The sequence below is a fragment of the Dictyoglomus sp. DH genome (genome assembly GCF_055181375.1).
The window spans coordinates 1,285,519-1,307,408 of record NZ_CM143706.1; the positions used below are offsets into that span (position 1 = coordinate 1,285,519).

25 protein-coding genes are annotated in these 21,890 nt (G+C 30.3%); 12 read left to right on the forward strand and 13 right to left on the reverse strand.

Going from position 1 to position 21,890, the window contains the following annotated elements:
- Positions 1–38: 38 nt before the first annotated feature.
- The 8 genes from dxr to rpsB are packed head-to-tail and all read right to left on the reverse strand — an operon-like array spanning position 39 to position 5,550.
- Positions 39–1,181 (reverse strand): 1-deoxy-D-xylulose-5-phosphate reductoisomerase, encoded by a 1,143-nt coding sequence (gene dxr / locus ACY3JJ_RS06315; RefSeq protein WP_463091277.1) that lies wholly within the window; start codon positions 1,179–1,181, stop codon positions 39–41.
- Complete coding sequence (locus tag ACY3JJ_RS06320) at positions 1,178–1,960, reverse strand: phosphatidate cytidylyltransferase (RefSeq protein WP_463091278.1); 783 nt, start codon at positions 1,958–1,960, stop codon at positions 1,178–1,180. The genes dxr and ACY3JJ_RS06320 overlap by 4 nt, the downstream gene beginning before the upstream one ends.
- Entirely contained in the window at positions 1,953–2,681 is a 729-nt protein-coding gene (locus ACY3JJ_RS06325) for an isoprenyl transferase (RefSeq protein ID WP_463091279.1), read from the reverse strand. The genes ACY3JJ_RS06320 and ACY3JJ_RS06325 overlap by 8 nt, the downstream gene beginning before the upstream one ends.
- Positions 2,659–2,874 (reverse strand): hypothetical protein, encoded by a 216-nt coding sequence (locus ACY3JJ_RS06330; RefSeq protein WP_463091280.1) that lies wholly within the window; start codon positions 2,872–2,874, stop codon positions 2,659–2,661. The genes ACY3JJ_RS06325 and ACY3JJ_RS06330 overlap by 23 nt, the downstream gene beginning before the upstream one ends.
- A 4-nt stretch (positions 2,875–2,878) precedes the next feature.
- A complete protein-coding gene (gene frr / locus ACY3JJ_RS06335; protein WP_463091281.1) occupies positions 2,879–3,436 on the reverse strand; it encodes a ribosome recycling factor in 558 nt (185 codons plus the stop codon).
- Positions 3,429–4,178 carry a UMP kinase gene (gene pyrH / locus ACY3JJ_RS06340; protein WP_463091282.1) on the reverse strand — a complete coding sequence of 250 codons (750 nt, stop codon included), beginning with the start codon at positions 4,176–4,178 and terminating at the stop codon, positions 3,429–3,431. Before pyrH ends, frr begins: the two co-directional genes overlap by 8 nt.
- A gap of 3 nt (positions 4,179–4,181) precedes the next feature.
- Positions 4,182–4,778: a translation elongation factor Ts gene (gene tsf / locus ACY3JJ_RS06345; protein ID WP_463082035.1), complete on the reverse strand. Its 597-nt coding sequence runs from the start codon at positions 4,776–4,778 to the stop codon at positions 4,182–4,184.
- 28 nt (positions 4,779–4,806) lie between these two features.
- Complete coding sequence (rpsB, locus tag ACY3JJ_RS06350) at positions 4,807–5,550, reverse strand: 30S ribosomal protein S2 (protein WP_463082034.1); 744 nt, start codon at positions 5,548–5,550, stop codon at positions 4,807–4,809.
- A 226-nt stretch (positions 5,551–5,776) separates the two neighbouring features.
- Here rpsB and ACY3JJ_RS06355 point away from each other — a divergent pair, with 226 nt between their 5' ends.
- The 12 genes from ACY3JJ_RS06355 (at position 5,777) to ACY3JJ_RS06410 (ending at position 15,650) form a co-directional block, all read left to right on the forward strand.
- Positions 5,777–6,076, forward strand: coding sequence for a hypothetical protein (locus tag ACY3JJ_RS06355; RefSeq protein WP_463091283.1), 300 nt, complete (start codon positions 5,777–5,779; stop codon positions 6,074–6,076).
- Between the two features lie 138 nt (positions 6,077–6,214).
- Positions 6,215–6,685, forward strand: a complete 471-nt coding sequence (locus ACY3JJ_RS06360) for a ribosome maturation factor RimP (RefSeq protein ID WP_463091284.1) — start codon at positions 6,215–6,217, stop codon at positions 6,683–6,685.
- Positions 6,686–6,700: 15 nt separating this feature from the next.
- The gene (gene nusA, locus ACY3JJ_RS06365; RefSeq protein WP_463091285.1) at positions 6,701–7,789 is read left to right on the forward strand and encodes a transcription termination factor NusA; all 1,089 of its coding nucleotides are present in this window, start codon (positions 6,701–6,703) and stop codon (positions 7,787–7,789) included.
- Entirely contained in the window at positions 7,782–8,069 is a 288-nt protein-coding gene (gene rnpM / locus ACY3JJ_RS06370) for an RNase P modulator RnpM (protein ID WP_463091286.1), read from the forward strand. Before nusA ends, rnpM begins: the two co-directional genes overlap by 8 nt.
- Positions 8,069–10,057, forward strand: a complete 1,989-nt coding sequence (infB, locus tag ACY3JJ_RS06375) for a translation initiation factor IF-2 (RefSeq protein WP_463091287.1) — start codon at positions 8,069–8,071, stop codon at positions 10,055–10,057. Before rnpM ends, infB begins: the two co-directional genes overlap by 1 nt.
- A gap of 3 nt (positions 10,058–10,060) precedes the next feature.
- The gene (locus tag ACY3JJ_RS06380; protein WP_463084233.1) at positions 10,061–10,342 is read left to right on the forward strand and encodes a DUF503 domain-containing protein; all 282 of its coding nucleotides are present in this window, start codon (positions 10,061–10,063) and stop codon (positions 10,340–10,342) included.
- A 21-nt stretch (positions 10,343–10,363) separates the two neighbouring features.
- The gene (gene rbfA, locus ACY3JJ_RS06385; protein ID WP_463082027.1) at positions 10,364–10,726 is read left to right on the forward strand and encodes a 30S ribosome-binding factor RbfA; all 363 of its coding nucleotides are present in this window, start codon (positions 10,364–10,366) and stop codon (positions 10,724–10,726) included.
- Positions 10,710–11,705, forward strand: a complete 996-nt coding sequence (locus tag ACY3JJ_RS06390; protein WP_463091288.1) for a DHH family phosphoesterase — start codon at positions 10,710–10,712, stop codon at positions 11,703–11,705. The genes rbfA and ACY3JJ_RS06390 overlap by 17 nt, the downstream gene beginning before the upstream one ends.
- Entirely contained in the window at positions 11,680–12,558 is an 879-nt protein-coding gene (gene truB, locus ACY3JJ_RS06395; protein WP_463091289.1) for a tRNA pseudouridine(55) synthase TruB, read from the forward strand. The genes ACY3JJ_RS06390 and truB overlap by 26 nt, the downstream gene beginning before the upstream one ends.
- Before the next feature lie 5 nt (positions 12,559–12,563).
- Positions 12,564–14,147, forward strand: a complete 1,584-nt coding sequence (locus ACY3JJ_RS06400) for a bifunctional riboflavin kinase/FAD synthetase (RefSeq protein ID WP_463091290.1) — start codon at positions 12,564–12,566, stop codon at positions 14,145–14,147.
- Positions 14,147–14,884, forward strand: a complete 738-nt coding sequence (locus ACY3JJ_RS06405) for a biotin--[acetyl-CoA-carboxylase] ligase (RefSeq protein WP_463091291.1) — start codon at positions 14,147–14,149, stop codon at positions 14,882–14,884. The genes ACY3JJ_RS06400 and ACY3JJ_RS06405 overlap by 1 nt, the downstream gene beginning before the upstream one ends.
- Positions 14,859–15,650, forward strand: coding sequence for an HAD-IIA family hydrolase (locus ACY3JJ_RS06410; protein WP_463091292.1), 792 nt, complete (start codon positions 14,859–14,861; stop codon positions 15,648–15,650). The genes ACY3JJ_RS06405 and ACY3JJ_RS06410 overlap by 26 nt, the downstream gene beginning before the upstream one ends.
- On the opposite strand, the gene ACY3JJ_RS06415 is transcribed toward ACY3JJ_RS06410, so the two are convergent.
- The 5 genes from ACY3JJ_RS06415 to ACY3JJ_RS06435 all read right to left on the reverse strand — a co-directional run bounded on the left by ACY3JJ_RS06415 (position 15,619) and on the right by ACY3JJ_RS06435 (position 21,887).
- Entirely contained in the window at positions 15,619–16,353 is a 735-nt protein-coding gene (locus ACY3JJ_RS06415) for a DUF3307 domain-containing protein (RefSeq protein WP_463091293.1), read from the reverse strand. The genes ACY3JJ_RS06410 and ACY3JJ_RS06415 overlap by 32 nt on opposite strands.
- Entirely contained in the window at positions 16,338–17,474 is a 1,137-nt protein-coding gene (locus ACY3JJ_RS06420) for an HD domain-containing phosphohydrolase (protein WP_463091294.1), read from the reverse strand. Before ACY3JJ_RS06420 ends, ACY3JJ_RS06415 begins: the two co-directional genes overlap by 16 nt.
- Positions 17,464–19,215 carry a CHASE2 domain-containing protein gene (locus ACY3JJ_RS06425; RefSeq protein ID WP_463091295.1) on the reverse strand — a complete coding sequence of 584 codons (1,752 nt, stop codon included), beginning with the start codon at positions 19,213–19,215 and terminating at the stop codon, positions 17,464–17,466. The genes ACY3JJ_RS06420 and ACY3JJ_RS06425 overlap by 11 nt, the downstream gene beginning before the upstream one ends.
- Positions 19,216–19,290: 75 nt before the next feature.
- A complete protein-coding gene (locus ACY3JJ_RS06430) occupies positions 19,291–21,063 on the reverse strand; it encodes a FecR family protein (RefSeq protein ID WP_463091296.1) in 1,773 nt (590 codons plus the stop codon).
- A gap of 56 nt (positions 21,064–21,119) precedes the next feature.
- Positions 21,120–21,887 (reverse strand): type III pantothenate kinase, encoded by a 768-nt coding sequence (locus tag ACY3JJ_RS06435; protein ID WP_463082017.1) that lies wholly within the window; start codon positions 21,885–21,887, stop codon positions 21,120–21,122.
- Positions 21,888–21,890: the final 3 nt, after the last annotated feature.

The following is a 21,890-nucleotide window of genomic DNA, read 5'->3' on the forward strand; positions in this document are numbered from 1 at the left end:
GATTATGTTAACTCTAATTCTAATAACGGATACCATATTTAAGAAGAATAGTTTTTAATAAGATTTTCCGATTCTTTTTTGACCCATTCAATAAGGTTAAACAATTCATCAATGCTGTCAATGTTGCTTTTTCCTTTCCATTTTTCCATAAGTTCCATTATAAAAGGAACAATTTGAGAAAATCTTATTTGTCCATTTATAAAATATGAAACAAATATTTCATCAGAAATTGCAAGAATTGCAGGATATATATCACCGCTTTTTACCACATCATAAAGATATTTAATAATAGGGAACTTGTCATTATCAACTGGATAAAATTCAAGTATTAAATTTTGGAGGTTTAATTTTTCCCATTTATAAATTGGTCCTTCAGGATAAAAAAGAGCATATTGAATTGCAAACTTCATATCAGGAGGTGAAAGATATGCCATCATACTACCATCCAATAATTCAATAATTCCATGAACAATACTCTGTGGATGTATAACAACTTTAATATTTTCATACGGTACATTAAAAAGATAATGAGCTTCCACGATTTCTAAGGCTTTATTAACCAAGTTTGCAGAATCAATAGTAGTTTTTTTCCCCATTTTCCATCGGGGATGTTTCAATACATCCTCTATTTTAGCATTTTCAATATCTTTTTTGTCATTTTTAAAGAAAGGTCCTCCTGATGCCGTTAATATAATATTCTCTACATGAATCCTATTTTTAATAAGCTGGAATATAGCACTGTGTTCGCTATCTACAGGTATTATTTCTGATTTTGTATTTTTTAGCCACTCTTTAATAAATTTTCCTGCAGCAACAATCACTTCTTTTGTTGCTAAGGCAATTTTTTTATTATTTAAAATTGCCTTTTGAGTAGGGTAAATAGCCTCTATTCCCGAAATAGCTATAACAATCAATTCTGCTTCGCTTAAAGAGGCTAAAACTTCTAAGCCTTCCCTTCCATAATAAACCTTGGGAGAATAATTTAAATTTGGTAGCTTTACTGATTTATTATAAATAGAGATATAGGGAGGTTTAAATTCTTCTATTACATCTTGTAATAATGATATATTCTCCCTTACAGCTAACCCCAAAAGTTTAAACTTGTTTTTATGTTTTCTTATCACATCTATAGTTTGTAAACCTATTGATCCAGAAGCACCTAATATTACTATGTTTCTCATAATAATCGTAAGATAAACAACATGTAATAAGTAGTGGGTACTATAAAAAATAGACTATCAAATCTGTCTAAAATCCCACCATGACCTGGAAGTAAGGAAGATGAGTCTTTTACACCTATCTCTCTTTTTAACATTGATTCTACAAGATCTCCTAATTGTCCCATTATACCTAAGGATGTTCCAAGAATTATAGGTAATAAATATTTTCCATAATAAATAGCCCCAAAAGCAAGAGATACTATAATTGATCCTATAATACCTGCAACAGTTCCTTCTATTGTTTTGTTAGGACTAATAGAAGGTGCTAATTTATGTTTACCAAAAAATTTACCTATAAAATATGCTGCTGAATCACTTACCCAAGTAACAAAAAAGGTATAATAAGTTAATACTTCACCTTGAGGAAGATTTCTCAATAACAAAAAGTAGCCCAATAAAAAAGGAATATAAAAGAAGCCTAAAAAGGTGAGTGATATTTCTATTATAGAATGCTCTTTTTTCAGTAATTCATATATAAGGATTGAAACTATAAGTAGAGGTAAAAAAATTCTCAGGGCCCATCTACTTTCGAGATAAAGAAAGGTTAAATATAAAAAACCAGCTACTATACCTTCTGTTTTAAGAGTATTATAATTATTTTTCTCTAAAAGAGAATAAAATTCGAAAAGTCCTAAACATGCAACTAATACTACAAATATAAAAAAAGGTTGATCACCTAGATGAACTATCCATAAAATTAAGGGAATTCCCCATAAAGCAGTAAAAATTCTTTTAAGCATTGTTATCTAAACCGCCAAACCTTCGTTTTCTTTTAGAAAACTCAATACAGGCTAATTTTAAGTCTTCTTCGTTAAAATCAGGCCAATATTTTGGTGTAAACCATAACTCTGTATAAGCTAATTGCCATAAAAGAAAATTGCTTATCCTAAATTCTCCACTTGTTCTTATTAAAAGATCTGGATCGGGAATATCATAGGTTGAAAGAAAAGATGAAAAAGTATTTTCGTTTAAATCATCTAATGAGAATTTTTTAGATTTTACTTCATTTAAAATCTTTTTTACTGCCTCTAATATGTCCCACCTTCCACCATAGTTTAATGCTATTGTTAGTATTCTATCCTTCCCGTTTTTAGTTTCTTCAATTACATATCTTATTCTTCTTTGTAAATAATCTGGTAAAGCTTCTATATTTCCTATAACCTTCAATTTAATATTGTTTTTAATTAATTTGTCTTTAAACTTATCAATACTTTCATCCAGAAGTTTCATTAGACCTTCTACTTCTTCTCTTGGCCTTTTCCAGTTTTCTGTAGAAAAAGCAAAAAAGGTTAAATATTTTATTCCCCAATTAAAGGCAGTTTCAGATATTCTTTCAACAACCAAAGCACCTTCTCTATGCCCCATCAATCTTGGAAGATTTCTTTCTTTTGCCCATCTTCCATTTCCATCCATTATAAAAGCTATATGATTTGGTAATTTATCTTTTGGAATTTCTATCATCTTTGATGTTTCTTATTTGATAATTTTCATATGATAATAAGAAATACCACTTTCCATTTATTCTTTTTTCAGCAACTATTCTTAAATCTCCAAAGGCTTCGCATGGTGCATCTAAATAGTTTAAGTCAAAAATTATATTTTCTTTGCCAATTTCTCTCTCTATTTCTTCATATTTTCTTCCTAAATAACCCATAGACTTAAACTTCCATAATCTCTTTTTCTTTTAATTTTATGAGTTTCTCGATTTCATCTATAAATTTGTTAGTTAGTTTTTGCAGCTCTTCTTGCAGACGAAAAAATTCATCTTCTGATATTTTTCCCTCTTGTTTTTCTTTTTTAAATATCTCTAAATAATCTCTTCTAATATTTCTTATAGCTACACGTCCATTTTCCGCCTCTTTGTGTACTACTTTAACAAGTTCTTTTCTTCTTTCCTCAGTAAGTGGTGGAAATACAACCTTTATTGCCTGACCATCATTTTGTGGGGTCAAACCAAGATCAGATTTTAATATAGCCTTTTCTATTTCTCCTAAAATACTTTTGTCCCATGGCTGAATAATAACTAATCTTCCTTCTGCCACTTTAAGACTTGCTACTTGGTTTAATGGCATAAGATTCCCATAATATGAAACCTTTATTTCATCAAATATTCCTACAGAAGGTTTACCTGTTCTTATACCCTGAAATTCTTTTTTTACAACCTCTACTGCCTTTTTCATTTTTTCTTCTATTTCTTTAAAATGCTCTTTACCCATCTTCTCCCCCCTTCTCGGATATAATTTCAACATCTCCTATATAGGTTCCTACTTTTTCTCCTAGTATAACTCTTCTAAGATTCCCTCGTTCGGACATATTGAATACAATTATAGGAATTTTATTATCCATACACAAAGAAACTGCTGTAGCATCTAAAACTTGCAATCTTAGTTTAAGAAATTCAATCGGTTCTATGGAATCAAATTTTTCAGCATCAGGATACTTTAATGGATCTTTATTATAAACCCCATCAACCTTTGTTTCTTTTAGAATAACTTCTGCTTTAATTTCAGCTGCCCTTAAAGCAGCAGCAGTGTCGGTAGAGAAAAAAGGATTTCCAGTTCCAGCCGCAAAAATTACCACTCTCCCCTTCTCCAAGTGTCTTATGGCTCTTCTTCTTATAAAAGGTTCAGCAATTTGTCTCATCTCAATTCCTGTTTGTACTCTTGTTACAACTCCAAGTTTTTCTAATGCATCTTGTAATGCAAGAGCATTTATAGTTGTAGCTAACATTCCCATATAATCAGCAGTGACCCTATCTATTCCTAAAGTTCTACTTTCCCTCCCCCTAAAAAAGTTTCCTCCTCCTACAACAACACCTATTTCTACCCCTAAATCGTGGACTTCTTTTATGTCTTCCGCAATATTTTTAATACTCTCAGGATCTAAACCAAAACCTTGAGCTCCACTGAACGACTCTCCGCTTATTTTTAAAAGTATTCTTTTATATTTAGGTTCCATATATTACTCTTCTCCTACAACAAACCTCGCAAATCTTCTCACCACTATATTTTCTCCAAGTTTTGATATGGCCTCAGTTATTAAATCCTTTACTTTTATTTCGGGATTTCTTACAAAGGGTTGCTCTAATAAACACACTTCTTCATAAAACTTTTCAAGTTTTCCTTCTATAATTTTTTCAATCACATGGTCAGGTTTTCCTTCATTCTTAAGCTGAGTTCTATATATTTCTTTTTCTTTCTCAATAACCTCTTGAGGAACATCTTCTTTACTTACATATTGGGGGTTCATTCCTGCAATCTGGAGAGCTATTTCTTTTGCTAACCTTCTAAATTCATCTGTTCTTGCTACAAAATCTGTTTCACAGTTTACTTCTACTAAAACTCCAAGTTTTTCTCCCGTATGTATATATGCCTCTATAATCCCTTCTTTTGCTATTCTTCCAGCTTTTTTAGCAGCCTTTATCACACCCTTTTCCCTCAATATGGTAACTGCTTTTTCCATATCTCCATTAGCTTCCTCCAAGGCTCTCTTAGCCTCCATTACTCCTGCTCCTGTCCTTTCTCTTAATTCCTTTATCATTTCAATAGTTATTTCCATCTTTCTTCAACCTCCTACTTTTTATTAATTATTCTGAAATTTCTGATTGAAGATCTTCTTCTTTAAACTCAAGAGAAAGCTCTTTTTCTCTTAAATCTCTGCCCTCTATAATAGCATCTGCTATTTTTGAAGTGATAAGTTTTATAGATCTTATTGCGTCATCATTTCCTGGAATTGGATAAGTGATTAATTCAGGATCACAATTAGTATCCACAATAGCAACAATAGGTATACCCAACCTATTTGCTTCTTTTACAGCAATTTCTTCTCTTTTGGGGTCAACTATATACAATACATCTGGAACTCTCTCTATACCTCTCAAGCCATCAAATATTTTTACAAGTTTTTCTAATTCTCTGTTTAATCTTGATGCCTGTTTTTTAGGTAGCTTTTCAAAATAACCATTATTCTTCAGCTCTTCTAATTTTATCATATAGTCAATTCTTGCCTTTATAGTAGTAAAATTAGTTAACATACCTCCAAGCCATCTTTGTGTAACATAAAACGCTCCACATCTTTTTGCTTCTTCTTCAATGGTCTGTTGAGCTTGCTTTTTTGTTCCTACAAAAAGAAAAGTTTTACCTTCTTTTGCTTGTTCCTTCACAAACTCATAAGCTTCTTCAAGTTTAACAAGTGTTTTTTGAAGATCAATAATGTGGATACCATTTCTCTCAGAAAATATGTATTCTTTCATTTTTGGACACCATCTTTTTGTCTGGTGCCCGAAATGAACTCCTGCTTCTAAGAGCTGTTTCATTAATACATGTGCCATTGTAACACCTCCATATTTTGGTTTTTTCCTCCCCTTCCTTCTTCTTCTCTTGGAACTTCTCCTAAAAGAGAAGCACCCCCAAGAGAATCTGGAAGGGTGAGTTCTTAAATCATTCAAAAAGGAGTATATCACGAAGTGATTTGGTTTACAAGACTATTTAAAGAAATTTTTATTTATGGTATACTTTGTTTAAAATTTCTTTAAAAGAATTGGAGTTGTATTAAGATTGAGCTACAATTTCCCAATATATATAGTAAGAATATTGAAAAAAGATGAGAATATTAATAGGTACGATATTCCTGTGGTTGCTATTGGAAATGCTCGAGAAATTTTAATACTTTGTCAAAAGATATTAGCTCCAAAACTTAGTTTATCAGAATTTTTTCAAATATACAAAAAGCAGGCAGAAGATAGAGGGATAAATACTAAAAACTTAGAAATAAACACTTTCTTAAAAATCTTAGCTTCGTTGAATGTTATAGAAATATATGAAATACCAAAAGAAATTTTTAGTAATGATGGTTAAAATAAGCTAAATTTTTTAATTATTTTATTGCTTTTTATAGTGATTTAATGTATACTTAAATAAAGTTTGTTAAAAGAGAAAGTTTAAGGAAGAAAAAGTGGGAATTCCCACTTTTTCTTTTTAATAAGGTAAAAGAAAGTGAAAGATCAAATACATATGGAGTTTGTTAAAAAACTAAGAAGTATCATAGAGCCTGTCTGCGAGAGATACTATTTTGAACTTGTAGATTTAGAATATCAAAGAGAATCTCGTGGATGGGTACTAAGGGTATTTGTTGATAAAGTAGGAGGTGTCACAGTAGAGGACTGTGCTTATATAAGTGAAAAAATAAGTAAGGAACTTGATATTCACGATCCAATTCCACATTCATATGTGCTTGAAGTTTCATCTCCTGGTTTGGATAGACCATTAAAGAAAAAGCGAGATTTTGATAGACATATTGGCGAAAAAGTAAATATTTTACTTTTGGAAAATATTGAAGGGAGAAGGAAGGTTGAAGGAAAAATTATAAGTACTGATGAAGAAAATGTAATAATAGAAGTTGATGGTAGCTTCATTTCTATTCCTTTCTCCAAAATAAAAAAAGCAATGTTGATTGTAGAATTTTGAGGAGGATGATAATTTATGAGATTAGGTGAAGATTTCTGGGTTGTTTTAGAACAGATTATTAAAGAGAAAAAATTAGATAAAGCTGTAGTTATAGAGGCTTTAAGAAAAGCTTTGCTTTCAGCTTTTAAGAAAGCTTATGGTACAAGCAAAGGTGCGCGTGTAGAAATGGATGTAAATAGACAAGAAATAAGAATTTATGTGGTAAAGAGAGTGGTTGAAAAGGTATTAGATCCAATTTCAGAGATTACAATTGATGAGGCAAAGGCCTTAAAACCTGATGCAAAATTAGGAGATGAGATAGAAATAGAAGTGGAACCTCAAGAATTTGGGCGTATAGCTGTTCAAGTTGCAAAACAGGTTATTATGCAAAGTTTGAAAGAAGCCGAAAGAAAAATTTTATATGATAAATATAAAGCTAAAGAGGGAGAATTAGTTAATGGTACTGTTGTAAGAATAGAAAGAGGAAATGTTTATGTAAGATTTCCTGATATTGAGGCAGTGTTACCTGTAAAAGAACAGATTCCAGGAGAAGAATATTGGATAGGAAGAAGATTAAGAGCTTACCTTTTGGAGGTAAGAAAGACCACAAAAGATCCCTTAGTAATATTATCACGAAGCCATCCTGGATTTTTAAAAAGGCTTTTTGAATTGGAAGTTCCTGAGATTAAAGAAGGAACTGTAGAAATTGTAAGCATAGCAAGAGAACCAGGTTTAAGATCGAAGGTTGCTGTTTATTCTCATTATCCTGAAATAGATCCAATTGGTGCTTGTGTTGGGTTTAAGGGAGTTAGAATACAAAATATTATAAACGAGCTTAATGGTGAGAAAATTGATATAGTATTATGGAGTAAAGATCCAGCGGAATTTGTTGCAAGAAGTTTGAGTCCTGCTAAACCCATATCAGTAGAAATAAAGGAAGATGAACATAAAGCTATTGTTATAGTGCCTCCTGATCAATTCTCTTTAGCTATAGGCAAAGAAGGTCAAAATGTAAGATTAGCTGTAAAACTTACATCATGGAGGATTGATGTAAGGACTCCAGAAGAATATTCTAAAGAAAAAGATAATAAGGAAATAGAAAAGGTGGTAGAAAAAAGTGAGTAAGCATGTGCCTATAAGAACATGTATAGGTTGCGGAGAAAAAAAGCCCAAAAGAGAGCTTTTGAGAATTGTTAGAGATGAAGATAATAATATAAGTTTTGATCCTACTGGTAAGGCTTCGGGTAGAGGTGCATATTTATGTCCAAAGATAGAATGTTTAGATTTGGCTTTCAAGAAAAGAGCATTTTCACATGCTTTAAGATGTGATGTTTCTTTCGGAACATTACAAAAAATTAAAGAAGAATTACAAAACGAAATTTCTCGTCGGGGGGAGATAAAGTAATGAAAAAGAGAATATATGAATTAAGTAAAGAACTGGGTATAGAAAGTAAAGACTTATTAAAGATTCTTAGTGATTTAGGAGTTAATGCAAAGTCAGCGTTAAATGTAATAGATGAAGAAGTAGAAGAGATTATAAAGGAACTTGTTACAGGAAAGAGTAAAGAAGAAAATCCCCCCACTGCCTCAGAGGCTATTCAAGCAGAAGAAATAAAGGAAGATCAAAAATTAACAGAGACAAAATCTCAAAAAGCAGAGGAAAACGAACAAATAACTGTTAAAGAAAAGGAAAAGGTATTAATAATACAAGGAAGTATGAGGGTAAAAGATGTAGCTGATGCTCTTTCTGTATCTCCTACAGAGTTAATAATGGAACTTTTAAATATGAAAATATTAGCCAATGTGAATCAACTTTTAGATCCAGATGTTATTAAGAAACTTGCGAGTAAACATGGATATAAAGTAGAAGAGGTAAAACCTCAAGCAATAGTTAAGAGAGTACAGTTAACACCTGAGGAAGAAGCAAGGCTAAAACCAAGACCACCTGTTGTGGTAGTAATGGGACACGTGGATCATGGTAAAACTACTCTCTTAGATGCTATTAGACAGACAAAGGTGGCAGAAAAAGAATATGGTGGAATAACTCAACATATTGGAGCGTCGATGGTTGAACATAATGGAAGAAAAATTGTCTTTTTAGATACTCCTGGTCATGAGGCATTTACAGCTTTAAGGGCAAGAGGTGCTCAAGTTACAGATATAGCTGTACTTGTGGTAGCTGCTGATGATGGTGTTATGCCTCAAACGGTTGAAGCAATCAATCATGCCAAAGCAGCTAATATACCTATTATTGTGGCTATAAATAAGATTGATAAACCTGATGCAAACCCTGAAAGAGTAAAACAACAATTATCTGAATATGGCCTTATTCCGGAAGAATGGGGTGGAGATACCATAATGGTGCCTATCTCTGCTATAAGGAAACAAGGCATCGACCAATTATTAGAAATGATCTTACTTATGGCAGATATCTTAGAATTAAAGGCTGACCCTGATAAGCCTGCCAAAGGAACAATTATTGAAACAAAAATAGATAAAGGTAAAGGACCTGTGGCAACAGTAATAATTCAAGAAGGAACCCTCAGATTAAGGGATATTTTTGTGGCTGGGGATGTTATGGGACGTGTTAGAACAATGGTTGATGATAAGGGTAGATCTCTAAAGGAGGCCTATCCTTCTTGGCCTGTTGAAATTTCAGGATTTGAAGAGTTGCCACAAGCTGGAGATATTCTTGAAGTTGTACCTAATGAAGCAGTTGCCGAAGAGATTTTAGAGGAAAGAAAGAAAAAGAAGGAAACATCTAATATAGAAGTGGTAGGACTTGGTGAAAAAGTTTTACCATTAGTTGTAAAAGCTGATACTCAAGGTTCTTTAGAAGCTATTTTACAAACTATAGACAAACTTCCAACAGAAGATATAACTGTTAAAATAATACATTCAGGTGTAGGGGGAATTACAGAGAGTGATGTCATGTTAGCATCTGCTTCCAAAGGTATGATTATAGGTTTTAACGTAAGACCAGATTCAAGGGCTCAAGATGCTATTACGAAAGAAAAAGTAATTGCTAAAACATACAGAATTATATATGAAATAATAGATGATTTACAAAATTATATCAAAGGATTGAAAGCCCCTCAGATCAAGGAAGTAATTATAGGAAGAGGCGAAGTGAAAGCTACGTTTAATGTTCCTAAGGTTGGTACTGTGGCAGGAGTATATGTTAGAGAAGGTAAAATTCAAAGAAATGCAAAGGTTAGACTAATAAGAGACGGTGTAGTTATATATGATGGAAAGATAGCCTCTTTGAAGAGGTTTAAAGAGGATGTCACAGAGGTTCTTACAAATTTTGAATGTGGAGTAGGTTTAGAGAATTTTGGAGATATAAAACCAGGGGATATTTTAGAAGTATATACTGTTCAACAAGTACAGTAATTCATGTTAATAGGAGTTTGTAGAGTTATTTTATCGATTCCTGAGAGTTTCTCCCTTAAGGAAAAAAGGAGAGTAAAAAGAAGTATTGTAGACAAAATAAGGACAAGATTTAATGTTTCTATAGCTGAGGTAGACTCTCAAGAAATATGGAACGAACTTGTCTTAGGAATAAGTATTGTATCTACAGAGTCAAAACATATATATCAAATATTATCAGATGTTATAAAATTGTTAGAAGAACAAAAAGACACAGAAATAGTAGATTATGAAATAGAAATTTTGTAAATTACTAGGAGTGATGTTAAAATGAGACAAAGACAAGAAAGATTAAGTGCTTTAATTAGAGAAGAAATAAGTGAGATATTATTAAGAAGAGTTAAAGATCCTCGTATATCGTCTAATTTTGTTGTAATAACTGAAGTAGAAATTAGTAAAGATCTTAGATATGCAAGAATATATGTGAGTGTTTATGGTAGTGAAGAGGAAAAAAGAGAAACTATGAAGGGACTTGAAAGTGCTAAAGGCTTCATAAGAAGCGAATTAGGAAAGGATCTTAGAATAAGATTTATCCCAGAAATTTCTTTTGAGCTTGACGAATCCTTAGAAAGAGGAGACAGGATACTTAGAAAATTGAAAGAATTGAAATTAGAGGATGAAGAAGATCAATAAAGAGATTAGAAAATTAATAGATATAATAGAAAAATATCAAGATTTTATTTTATTCACACACATAAATCCTGATGGTGATGCTATTGGATCTATATTAGGATTTTATTATTTTCTATTAGAAATAGGAAAAAAAACATATATTTTTCTAAATTCACCTATCCCCTCTTTTTATAGATTCCTTTTAAAGGGGGATGTAAACATAATAAGTAATTTGGATAGATCATATAATATAGGTATTGTCTTTGATTGTAGTGATATATATAGGGTTAAGGAAGATTTAAACGTAAAAGAAAAAACTAAAATACTAATAAATATAGACCATCATACTTCAAATTCAAAATTTGGAGACATAAATATTATAAACGAAAAAGCTTCATCGGTAACAGAAATTATTTACGATATTCTTACCAAATCAAAATTCAACATATCAATAAATGTGGCTGCTTGTCTTTTAACTGGTCTAATAACTGATACAGGAAGCTTTAGATTTAGTAACACTACTCCTAAAAGCCTAAAAGTAGCAAGTAATCTTGTTAAGATAGGGGTTGATATTTCCTCTATATCAAAGGAGATATACGAGAAAAGAAAACTTTCATCATTAAAATTATTAGGAATATCATTACTAAGAATAAATGTTGATAAAGATATTGCTTGGAGTTTTATCAATATGGAAGATATGGAGAAATATAATGCAACACTAGAAGATACAGAGGGAATAATAGACAATCTTAGGATGTTGAAAGATGTGAGAGTTGTAGTGTTCTTCTATCCAATAAATGAAAAAACATTAAAAGTCAGCCTAAGATCTAAAGATAATCGTATTGATGTAAGTAAATTTGCACAATCTTTTGGTGGAGGGGGACACAAAGAGGCAGCAGGTTTTCAAGTAAAAAATAACAATTCCGATGTTTATAACTTAGTTATCAATAAGCTAAAAGAGTTTATTGAAGAAAATGAACGGATTTCTTTTAGTAAATAAACCTCCTGGTATAACCTCCTTCAATGTAGTAAAAAAAATAAGAGAAATAACAAAAATAGATAAAGTAGGACATATGGGTACTTTGGATCCCAGAGCATGTGGGCTTATAATAATAGGCTTGGGAAAATATGTAAGATTAGAGGAATACATTTTAAACTTTACAAAAACATATATTGTAGAGATTCATTTTGGTATAAGTAGTGACACTTATGATAGAGAGGCTTATTCTTTTAAATATCAAAACATAAAAAATCAAGATATTTCTCCCCAAAAAATAGAAGAAATACTAAAAAGCTTGTTAGGAGAAATTGAACAAGAACCCCCAATCTATTCTGCTCTTCATATAAATGGTAAAAGGGCTTATGAACTAGCAAGAGAAGGGAAAAATTTGAAACTTCCAAAAAGGAAGGTAAAAATATTTAAGGCTGAACTATTAGATTATAAGAAAAGTAAATTTCCTATTGCTTTAATTGAATTTAAGGTTTCAGCTGGTACCTATATAAGAAGCCTTGTAAAAGATATAGGTGAGAAACTTGGATGTTATGCAATAACCTCTTTTTTATTAAGGACTGAAATTGGTCATATCTCTATAAGTGATAGTATATCTTTTAACAAACTCTCTAAACATTGGAAAGAAAATTTAGTTTCTCCAGTTAAAATATTAAACTTTCCTCTAATAAAAGTTGATGCTCTGGAAGAGAAAAGAATTTTAAATGGAAACGATGTTCTTTTACCTACTTATGAAAATAAGGAAATTTTTGTCTCAGTAGTTAATTCAAAAGATAATTTTATTGCTGTAGGTAAGATAAAAGGAAATGTTCTAAAACCAGAAAAGGTCTTTTCAATTGAATAATTATTATGGAAAAAGATATCAAAGTAATAAAGCTGAACAATATAGAAAAAAAGGGAAAACTAATTCTAAGTATAGGAGTATTTGATGGAATACACAAAGGGCATTCCTCTATTCTGGAAGAGATGTTCAACTATGCGCTGATTAGTGATTCAAATACTGGAATAATAACTTTTGAAGATACATATCCCAAAGTTTTCAAAAATTTATCCTCCTTTCTACTAACAAAGGATGAGAAAAGAGAAATGCTAGGTTTAAAAGGAATTGATTATATGTTTTGTTTGCCCTTTGACTCAAAACTTAGAAATCTTAGTCCGAAGGATTTTATTGAATTTCTTAGAAAAAATATAGAATTCTCATACATACTTGTAGGGGATAATTTCAAGTTTGGAAAAGGAAGAACAGGAGATGTAAGTACCTTATTAGAATTGAGTAAAAATTACAATTTTAAAGTATTGGTAAAGCCACTTCATGATATAGATAATACAACTGTATCAAGTAGTATGATAAGAGAAGCCCTTCAAAAAGGAGACATTTCTTTTGCTAATAAAATGTTAGGTTATAAATATTTTATAAGAGGTAAAGTGATAAAAGGTGATAATATAGGAAAAAAGATAGGCTTTCCAACAGTAAACGTAAAACCTGAGCCTTCTAAACTTATTCCTAAAAATGGAATATATAAAGGTAAAGCTAAAATAAAAGATAAAATATATCATTCTGCTATTTATATAGGAACAAGACCTACTTTTAATGGTGAAGAGCTTCGTATAGAGGCATATTTATTTGATTTTGCTGGTAATATTTATAACGAGATTATTGAATTAGTCTTAGAAGAATATATAAGACCTGATATAAAATTTCCCTCATTGGATGAATTAAAGAAACAAATTGCTCAAGATCTCTTATCTATAAAATATAGAATATATGAAGAAGAAAAAGAAATTAAAATCATAACAATAGACGGCACTGCAGGATCTGGTAAAACTACAATAGCAAAATCTTTAGCAAGAAAATTTAATTTTGATTACATAGATAGCGGTGCATTATATAGAAGTGTGGGATTTTTGGCTATGAAATTTGATATTTTTGATGAGAGTAAATTGGCAGAAATTATAAAAGAAAATCAAATAAAATTTTTGTGGGATGGAGAAAAATTTAGAGTTTTCTATAAAGAAATGGAATTAACAGATTTGATAAGAACTACAGAAATAGGACTTGTAGCTTCTAAAATAGGTAGGTTTAGAGGAATTAGAGAGATTATAACAAACTGGCAGAGGGCTTTTCTTAAAAAAGTGAAACGGGGATTAGTTATAGAAGGTAGAGATAGTGGAACAATAGTTTTTCCAAACGCAAACTTAAAGCTTTTTATTAATGCTAATATTGATATAAGATGTGAAAGAAGAGCAAAAGATCTTAATGATACAAATAAAGAAAAGCTTCTTGAAAGCATAAGAGAAAGAGACTATTTAGACATAAACAGAGATGTGGCACCTCTTAGGCTTCCTCAGGGGGGTTATTTTATAGATAATTCATATACCACAATAGACGAAGTTCTAAACATTATTACTACTTTATTTATGAGATCAATGTAATGGTGATTATTTATTATAAGCAAGTAACCTCTACTATGGATATTGCTCATGATTATGCTTCAAAGAATTTTCCTCATGGCACAATTATTTTGGCTGATATACAGACAGAAGGAAGAGGTAGATTAAGAAGAAAATGGATTTCTCCTGAAGGTGGCCTTTGGTTTTCTATAATCCTTTATCCTTCTATCTATCTGAAAAAGAAAATAGATTGTTTAGGTATTCTTATATCTGTAGCAGTATATAAAGCTTTAGATAAATTTTTGAAAGAAAAAGATATTCTTAATTTTAAATGGCCTAATGATTTAGAACTCAATAAAAAGAAGGTTGCAGGAATACTATTGGAAAGTATTTATGAAAATAATGAAATAAAATACATAATAGCAGGTGTTGGAATAAATCTTTTTGTAGAACAATCATATTTTGAAAAACATAATATAGATGCTACTTCTCTTAAAGACCTAATGTTAATTGAAGATAAACTAATCATATTAAAAGAGATAAGAAATCAGATTCTTTCGAATATAGCTGATTTTCCTGATAATTGGGATTATGTATTTCAGTTTTACAAGAGTAGGTTTCCGTATATAGGAAGTAATGCTGTAAACAGATTAAATGGAAAAGAAGTTAAAATAGTAGATATAGATGATAATGGAAGTATTATATTGGAAGAAGAAAATAAAATTAAAAAATATCCATGGGGAGGTATTTCACTTGAAATTAAAAGGATTACTTATTGATCTTGATGGATCTATTTATAGAGGAGATGTCCCTCTTCATTACAGTAAAGAGTTCATAGAATTTTTAAGAGAGAAAAATGTGAAATTCATGTTTCTAACTAACAATTCCACTAAGCTTCCCGAAGAATATATGGAAAAATTACGAAAAATGGGAATTTTCACTAATACTGATGAAATTCTAACATCTGGAATTGCTACAGCTATATATCTTAAAAAAATTAAAAATCAAGGTACAGCTTACGTTATAGGAGAAAAAGCATTGAAAAAAGTTATTTATGACATTGGGTGGGAATTATGCGAAGATAAGGATCTAGTTGATTCTGTGGTAGTAGGATTAGATAGAGAGTTTACTTTTGAGAAATTAAGAAAAGCAAACTACCATATAAGAAATGGGGCAAAGTTTATAGCTACAAATCCCGATAAGACATTTCCAACTGAAAATGGTATAGATCCAGGGGCTGGATCTTTGGTAGCAGCTGTTTCTTCAGCATCTCAAAAAAGACCTTTTATAATTGGGAAACCATCAACATATATGGGAAAAATTGCTATAGAAAAGTTGGGCCTAAAATTAGAAGAAGTAGGAGTTGTTGGGGATAGAATAGATACAGATATTAGCTTTGGAAAAAAACTTAATGTAAAAACTTTTTTACTCCTTACAGGAGTAACTCAAAGTAAAGATTTAGAAAGATCAAAGATAAAACCTGATTTTGTATTTGAAAATCTTGAGGATTTAACTAAGTTCCTAAAAGAGCATTTAGAAAAGTGATCATGGAAAATATAAAGGTAAAATCATATGTTAATATCAACAGAAAAGATATAATGTTTCTATAAGTCTTATTAATGATCATTTCTAAAATTCTCAAAATTATAAAAACAAAAAGTGACATATAAAATGAGCCTCTATAGTAGGTAATGAATATTATAGTTCTTATAATGACTTCCTTATATTTTTCTTTTATTGATATTCCATCTTTGTAAAATATATTTTTCCCCCCAAAGGTTTTTATAACATAAAAATAAAAGATAGTTCCTGCAAAAGCAACAAAAAAATAACCAATAGATAAAAGAATATAGTAATCACTATTATAAAAGCGATTTAGAAAGGATAAGGTAGAGCTTAGATTTAGATATTTGGGCTCTTTCGCTTGAGGTAGTAAGAAAACAGAAGTTAAAGTTATAAAATGTTGAATTTGATCTTTCAAAAATTCTCTAATACCATTACTTTTGGATATTTTTTGGATTTTTGAAAGATCTATTATAGTGTGTAGTAAAAATAGAATAAAAATGTAAGAGAAACACATTGGGGAAGTTAAGAAAGGTATGGAAAGTATAATTGTAATTACTAAGTAAATACTTGTATGTATTAGAACTCCATATTTATTATAGACTTTATATTTAAATACTCTGTTCGTCTGTAAAGTGAAATCTGCAATAAGATGTGCTAAAATTAACCTTAAAAACCAGAACATTTAAGTAATCCCTTTCTATAAAGAGATAAAAGAGCTTCAACTATAGAAGGATCAAATTGCTTACCCTTTTCCTCTTTAATTCTATCTATTGCTAAATTTAAACTTACACCTTTTCTATAAGGTCTATCAGATATTAAAGCATCAAGAGTATCTGCCACAGAAATAATTCTTCCAATAAGAGAAATTTCTTCACCTTTTAAGCCTTTTGGATATCCTTTACCATCATATCTTTCATGGTGTTCTTCAATACCTTTTATAATATCCTCTAAAAGATCGATGGGTGCTAATATATTTTTCCCTATTATTGGATGCTTTTTTATCTCCATTAATTCATCTTCAGAAAGTTTATCCTTTTTCCTCAGAATATTATCCTCTACCCCAATTTTTCCTATATCATGTAGTAACCCTGCAAGTCTAATTTTTTCTAAATAATCAAAATCTAAATTTAATTCTTTACCAATTAAATATGAAAATTCAGAGACCCTTTTTGAATGTCCATGAGTATAAGGATCTTTTGCATCAATAGCATTTACAAGAGATTCTATAGTATCAAAAAATAGACTTTTTAAGTTATTGTATAAAAGAGCATTTTTTATTGCTACAGCAGCTTCATTTGCTATAGTTTGTAGTAAGTCTAAATCTTCATAGTCAAAAGGTTTATCGCTTTTTTTGTTTATAGCTTCTATTACACCTATTAGTTCATCTTTATACAACATTGGTACCCCTAAAATGGATTTGGTTTTGAAAGAGGTTAAATAATCAAATTTTGGATTGAATATATTACTACTTTCCACATTATTTTCAATAATAGGAGTTCTTGTTTGAGCAACTTTTCCTGCAATCCCCTCCCCTACTTTTACTGTATATCTTTTGATTGTATCTCCCTTTTCTCCAAGAGCTACTTCAAAATATAATACTTCTTTTTTGGAATCAAGAAGAAGTAACGAACAAGCCTCAACCATTAAAATCTCTTTTACTATTTCCATGATTATTTTTAAAATATCAGAAAGATTCAAATTTGAAACAATCTTATAGGAAATCTCCCTAATTAAATAGAGTCTCTCTATTTCTTTTTTTAAAGATATATTTTCTTTAAGTATTTTACCTATTTTAATTTTCATTTTTGTACCCTAATACTCTAAATACATGAACAGGTTTTTCTTTTCCTTTAATATTGAAAAAACCAAGATCTTCAATAATAAACTTATCTTTTATTTCATTATATGTTTGTTCACATATTAGAATCTCTCCTCCTTTAGCTAAACCTTCTAATCGAGATGCAAGATTTACAGTATTTCCAATTGCTGTATATTCTATCTTCTGTTTGGGTCCTATAATACCTACTAAAGCCTCTCCCGAGGAAATTCCTATTCCCACTTCAAAAGAAGGATATCCTTTACTTTTCCATTCTAATTGTAATTTCTTGATCTTTTCTTGTATTTCTAAGGCAGAAAGTACAGCTTTTTCTGCAGTATTTTCCAAAGGATAAGGAGCTCCAAAAATTGCCATTATTGCATCTCCCATAAATTTATCTACAGTCCCATTGTTTTTTAAAATAATATCTGAAGAGCTTTTTAAGAAATCATCTAAGATCTTAATTATCTCTTCAGGTTCTCTTATATCAGAGTAATAAGTAAAATTTCTAATATCTGCAAACAGAATGCTTATCTTCTCTCTTTTGGTAGTGAAAATTTTATCTCTTTCTGTTTTAAGAAGCATTTCAACAACTTCTGGAGAGACAAATCTTTGAAATAATGTCTTAATTTCTCTCTTTTCTTGTTCTGATTTTATAATTTCATATAACATGTTAAATAAATAAGAAATTAAAAGTCCAAATACTGGTATGTAATATGGAAGTAACGTATTAAAATAAACAAAAAATAAATTGGCTATTGTGAGGTATAATAAGGAAAATATCACGGATATTACAAATATAAAAATTGCCTTGTATTTTCTTATTAAAATAGAAGGAATAAAATTCATAAGTAATGTAATTATATATAATAGGGATCCATCATTAAAAGGTTTTATAAAATCTTTGCTAATAAGGGTGTCTATAGCATTAGCATGAACTTCTACTCCCGGCATTTTTCCTAATCTAATAGAACCTCCATATCTTATAAAACCATAAAATGGAGTGAAATGAGTATCGTGTAATGTCTCAGTTACTGCACCTATAAGAACAATTTTGTTTTTAAAAACATTTGGATCAATATTTCCTTTTAATATATCAACAAAAGAGTAAACAGGATAACTAAAAGGTCCTCCTCTGTAATTTATATATATGTTATTTTTTTTATCTGTGAACAATTTTGTTTTAGAAATATATTCGTCTGAAGTTAGAGAAAGATATTTTAATGCTATTAAAAAAGGAAAAGAAATCCATTCCTTTTCTAATACGAAATTTTTTAGTTGGAATCTTCTTATAAATCCATCCAAATCATGTTCTGGATTAACGAGTCCAACCTTAGCGTTTTTCAGAAATTTATCAATGGGAAGAAAGAGTCTTTTAAGAGAACCATATCTTGGATCATCCACTGATATATAAAAAGCAGAAAGTATTATCCTTTTATCCCTTTTTAAAAGTTCCTCAAATTTCTTATCATCTACCGGAGTTGTTTCTGTATCAAAATATATGTCAAAGGCTATAATTTTGGGATTTTTCCCTAGTTTATTTATTAATTCCACATATAAAGATCTATTCCAAGGAAAATTACCTAATTCTTGTATTGAATTATCGTCGATTCCTATTATTACGATATTACTTTCTGACTCTCTCTCCCCTCTAAATATAAATCTTAAGTTAATAGAGCCTAATTCAAGTTTTTGAAGTACTTGACTTTGAAACAATAATAAAGTCACTACAAAAGATATTAGCACTATTATACATCTTATTATTATGCCATTCTTTATAAACCTATTTATATAATTCACTTTTTAAAGTCTTAACTTTGTCGATACAAAATATATATCTGTTGGATTACCATAAGGATCAAAAGTTCTTTTTATAGTTAGTATAGCATCTACATTTTGAGCTAATGGATAGGTTATATTTAAAGTCATAATTGTATTTTCATTAAAGAGCATAAATGGAGTTTTTATCTCTTTTTGCTCATATAGTAAGTTCATCTTTAATCTTTCATTTAATGACATAGTAAATCTACTATATATAGATGGACGCATACCATTAAAAGATTGGTAATTTACATTTAAAAAGGCAATATTTAATATATTAGTGTCTAAATCTAATGTTAAACCAAATATTCTATTTACAGACTCTTTTAAAGGAGATAGAGTTTTAAGTACCTTATTCTTTTCATAATAAGCATTGAAATAGCCAGGATAAAAATTATCAGAAAAGTTTATTAGCTGGACACTAAAAACACTGTTGAAAAGACTGAAATTGCTTTGAAGACCTAATGCAACACCATTTTCACTTAGAACTCTTGGATCACTAATTGTTACTCCATCATGTATTATTCTTTGTGCAAAAGATGAATAAATAACAGTATTTTTTGTCAAAAAGTACGATAAATCTGCTCCAACTATTGCTTGTCTTTTATTTTCATCAACATCCATATCCATCATACCATTTATACCAATTTCTAATCTATTTATGGGTCGATAAAAAACTCTCAATGCATATGTTGAGGTTAGATTTTCATATTTATTAAAAGGAGAAGGAAAGAGAGTAAGAATACCCCCTCTTTTTGGATCTTCTAATCGAAGTACTACCCCCTCCATTTCATATGTGGAATATCTATTGGCAATTAATCCGTATCCAAGAGTAAAGTGATCTATAACACCATATTTTATTCCAAGCCAAGGTAAATTTAGTTCTCCATACCTTATTTTTCCTTGAATATAACTTATACTTTCTCCATCGGTATATAAAGAAAGATCAAGACCGAGTTTTAATATTCCAAAAGAAAGTTCTGGAGAAAAGGAAAGTTTAGCAAGCATCAAATCATTCTTTTTATATAAACCATAATCTAAATTATTATTAAGCGCTAATCTAACACCTTCGGATGATCCCCTTTGGGGAGGTGTAATAGGTTTCTCTTCTTTAATCTCTTCTTTGGGCTTTTCTCCTTTTGGTTTCTCTTCTTCATCAAACTTTTCAATTTCTGTTATTGGTGTCGGATTTTCAGGAGGATTTTCAGGTTTTACAATACTTTGAAAACCTTCTTTTACATCTACTGTTACACCTTTAGCAGATAAAGAAACTACTCCTTTAAGAGTTTTCACCACAGTCGTTCCATCTTCACTTACTTGCTGAATCCATTCCGTACCTCTTACACCTGCAACAGCTGTAGGTGTTTGTATCTCTACTCTTTCTCCTGTAGATAATATCTTTTCAACTGTCGCCCATACTTTTCCTAAAAGTAATTTAAATATTGATACTTCTTTTTGTGTATCTTTATCACGATCCAATCTTAAAATATCAAGCTGGGTATTTGAAGCAAGTTTTAGGGTTGATCTATCTGAAAACTCTAATATAGCTTGTGAGTTTTGTTGTACCCAAATCTTATCTCCTGAAGAAAGTTCCATTTTTAACTTAGCAGGTATCCATAACTCTGATTCAGCCTTTTTTACATAAACATTTCCTTTTAGATATGTTATTATTGCTACCCTTTTTGTTGCTTGAGCAAAAATAGGGACAATAAGGATTAATAAAACTAAAAGAAAGACAAAAAGTTTTTTAAACATTTTTAATACACCCCACTAAATTATTTTTAAAATAATCTTAAACTTTTTATATTATATCACAGGTTCTTTTTATAAAGATAACAAAGTCCTTTAAGAGTAAGATAAGGATCAATATTTTCTAATTTAAGGTATTTTGAATGAGGTACTATTCTTTTAGCCCAACCACCAGTACTTATAAGAACAGGATTTCCATTCATTTCTGATATTTGTCTTTCTAAAATTCCATCAACAAGTCCTGCAAACCCAAAAACTATTCCTGCTTGAATTGCAGATATAGTGTTTTTTCCTAAGGAAGATTCTGGAGCTTTAATATCTACTTGAGGAAGTTTAGCGGTTTTTTCAAAGAGGGCGTAGGATGCCGTCCCTACGCCCGGTGCTATAGCTACTCCTAAAAATTTCTTATTCTCTATAGCAGAAAAAGTAGTTGCTGTGCCAAAATCTATAGCTATTCCAACTGGACCATACTCTTCTTGAATAGCAACCACATTACATATAAGATCTGAACCTACCTCTTTGGGGTTTTCCGTCTCTATGGAGATTCCTGTTTTTATTCCTGGTTCTACAACAAAAGGAGAATAATTGAAGATATATCTTATGGCATCAACAAAAACTGAGGTAAGAGATGGAACTACAGAAGATATAGCTATACCTTCTACTTTAGCCTCGGAGATCCCATTTCTTTTTAGAGTCCATTCAATAAGTAGTGAATATTCATAGCTTGTAGAGTATTTCTTAGTCTCAAATTCATAATGAGATATAATTTTATTTTTTTTAAAATAAGCTATATCTATATTTGAATTGCCGATATCTATAGTTAAAAGCATACC

What these genes read in the sequence shown, in the direction of transcription:
- dxr (WP_463091277.1), bottom strand. Translation starts at nt 1,181, where the DNA reads ATGAGAAACATAGTAATATTAGGTGCTTCTGGATCAATAGGTTTACAA.
- ACY3JJ_RS06320 (WP_463091278.1), bottom strand. Translation starts at nt 1,960, where the DNA reads ATGCTTAAAAGAATTTTTACTGCTTTATGGGGAATTCCCTTAATTTTA.
- ACY3JJ_RS06325 (WP_463091279.1), bottom strand. Translation starts at nt 2,681, where the DNA reads ATGATAGAAATTCCAAAAGATAAATTACCAAATCATATAGCTTTTATA.
- ACY3JJ_RS06330 (WP_463091280.1), bottom strand. Translation starts at nt 2,874, where the DNA reads ATGGGTTATTTAGGAAGAAAATATGAAGAAATAGAGAGAGAAATTGGC.
- frr (WP_463091281.1), bottom strand. Translation starts at nt 3,436, where the DNA reads ATGGGTAAAGAGCATTTTAAAGAAATAGAAGAAAAAATGAAAAAGGCA.
- pyrH (WP_463091282.1), bottom strand. Translation starts at nt 4,178, where the DNA reads ATGGAACCTAAATATAAAAGAATACTTTTAAAAATAAGCGGAGAGTCG.
- tsf (WP_463082035.1), bottom strand. Translation starts at nt 4,778, where the DNA reads ATGGAAATAACTATTGAAATGATAAAGGAATTAAGAGAAAGGACAGGA.
- rpsB (WP_463082034.1), bottom strand. Translation starts at nt 5,550, where the DNA reads ATGGCACATGTATTAATGAAACAGCTCTTAGAAGCAGGAGTTCATTTC.
- nusA (WP_463091285.1), top strand. Translation starts at nt 6,701, where the DNA reads ATGAGATTAGGTGAAGATTTCTGGGTTGTTTTAGAACAGATTATTAAA.
- infB (WP_463091287.1), top strand. Translation starts at nt 8,069, where the DNA reads ATGAAAAAGAGAATATATGAATTAAGTAAAGAACTGGGTATAGAAAGT.
- ACY3JJ_RS06380 (WP_463084233.1), top strand. Translation starts at nt 10,061, where the DNA reads ATGTTAATAGGAGTTTGTAGAGTTATTTTATCGATTCCTGAGAGTTTC.
- rbfA (WP_463082027.1), top strand. Translation starts at nt 10,364, where the DNA reads ATGAGACAAAGACAAGAAAGATTAAGTGCTTTAATTAGAGAAGAAATA.
- ACY3JJ_RS06390 (WP_463091288.1), top strand. Translation starts at nt 10,710, where the DNA reads ATGAAGAAGATCAATAAAGAGATTAGAAAATTAATAGATATAATAGAA.
- truB (WP_463091289.1), top strand. Translation starts at nt 11,680, where the DNA reads ATGAACGGATTTCTTTTAGTAAATAAACCTCCTGGTATAACCTCCTTC.
- ACY3JJ_RS06400 (WP_463091290.1), top strand. Translation starts at nt 12,564, where the DNA reads ATGGAAAAAGATATCAAAGTAATAAAGCTGAACAATATAGAAAAAAAG.
- ACY3JJ_RS06405 (WP_463091291.1), top strand. Translation starts at nt 14,147, where the DNA reads ATGGTGATTATTTATTATAAGCAAGTAACCTCTACTATGGATATTGCT.
- ACY3JJ_RS06415 (WP_463091293.1), bottom strand. Translation starts at nt 16,353, where the DNA reads ATGTTCTGGTTTTTAAGGTTAATTTTAGCACATCTTATTGCAGATTTC.
- ACY3JJ_RS06420 (WP_463091294.1), bottom strand. Translation starts at nt 17,474, where the DNA reads ATGAAAATTAAAATAGGTAAAATACTTAAAGAAAATATATCTTTAAAA.
- ACY3JJ_RS06430 (WP_463091296.1), bottom strand. Translation starts at nt 21,063, where the DNA reads ATGTTTAAAAAACTTTTTGTCTTTCTTTTAGTTTTATTAATCCTTATT.
- ACY3JJ_RS06435 (WP_463082017.1), bottom strand. Translation starts at nt 21,887, where the DNA reads ATGCTTTTAACTATAGATATCGGCAATTCAAATATAGATATAGCTTAT.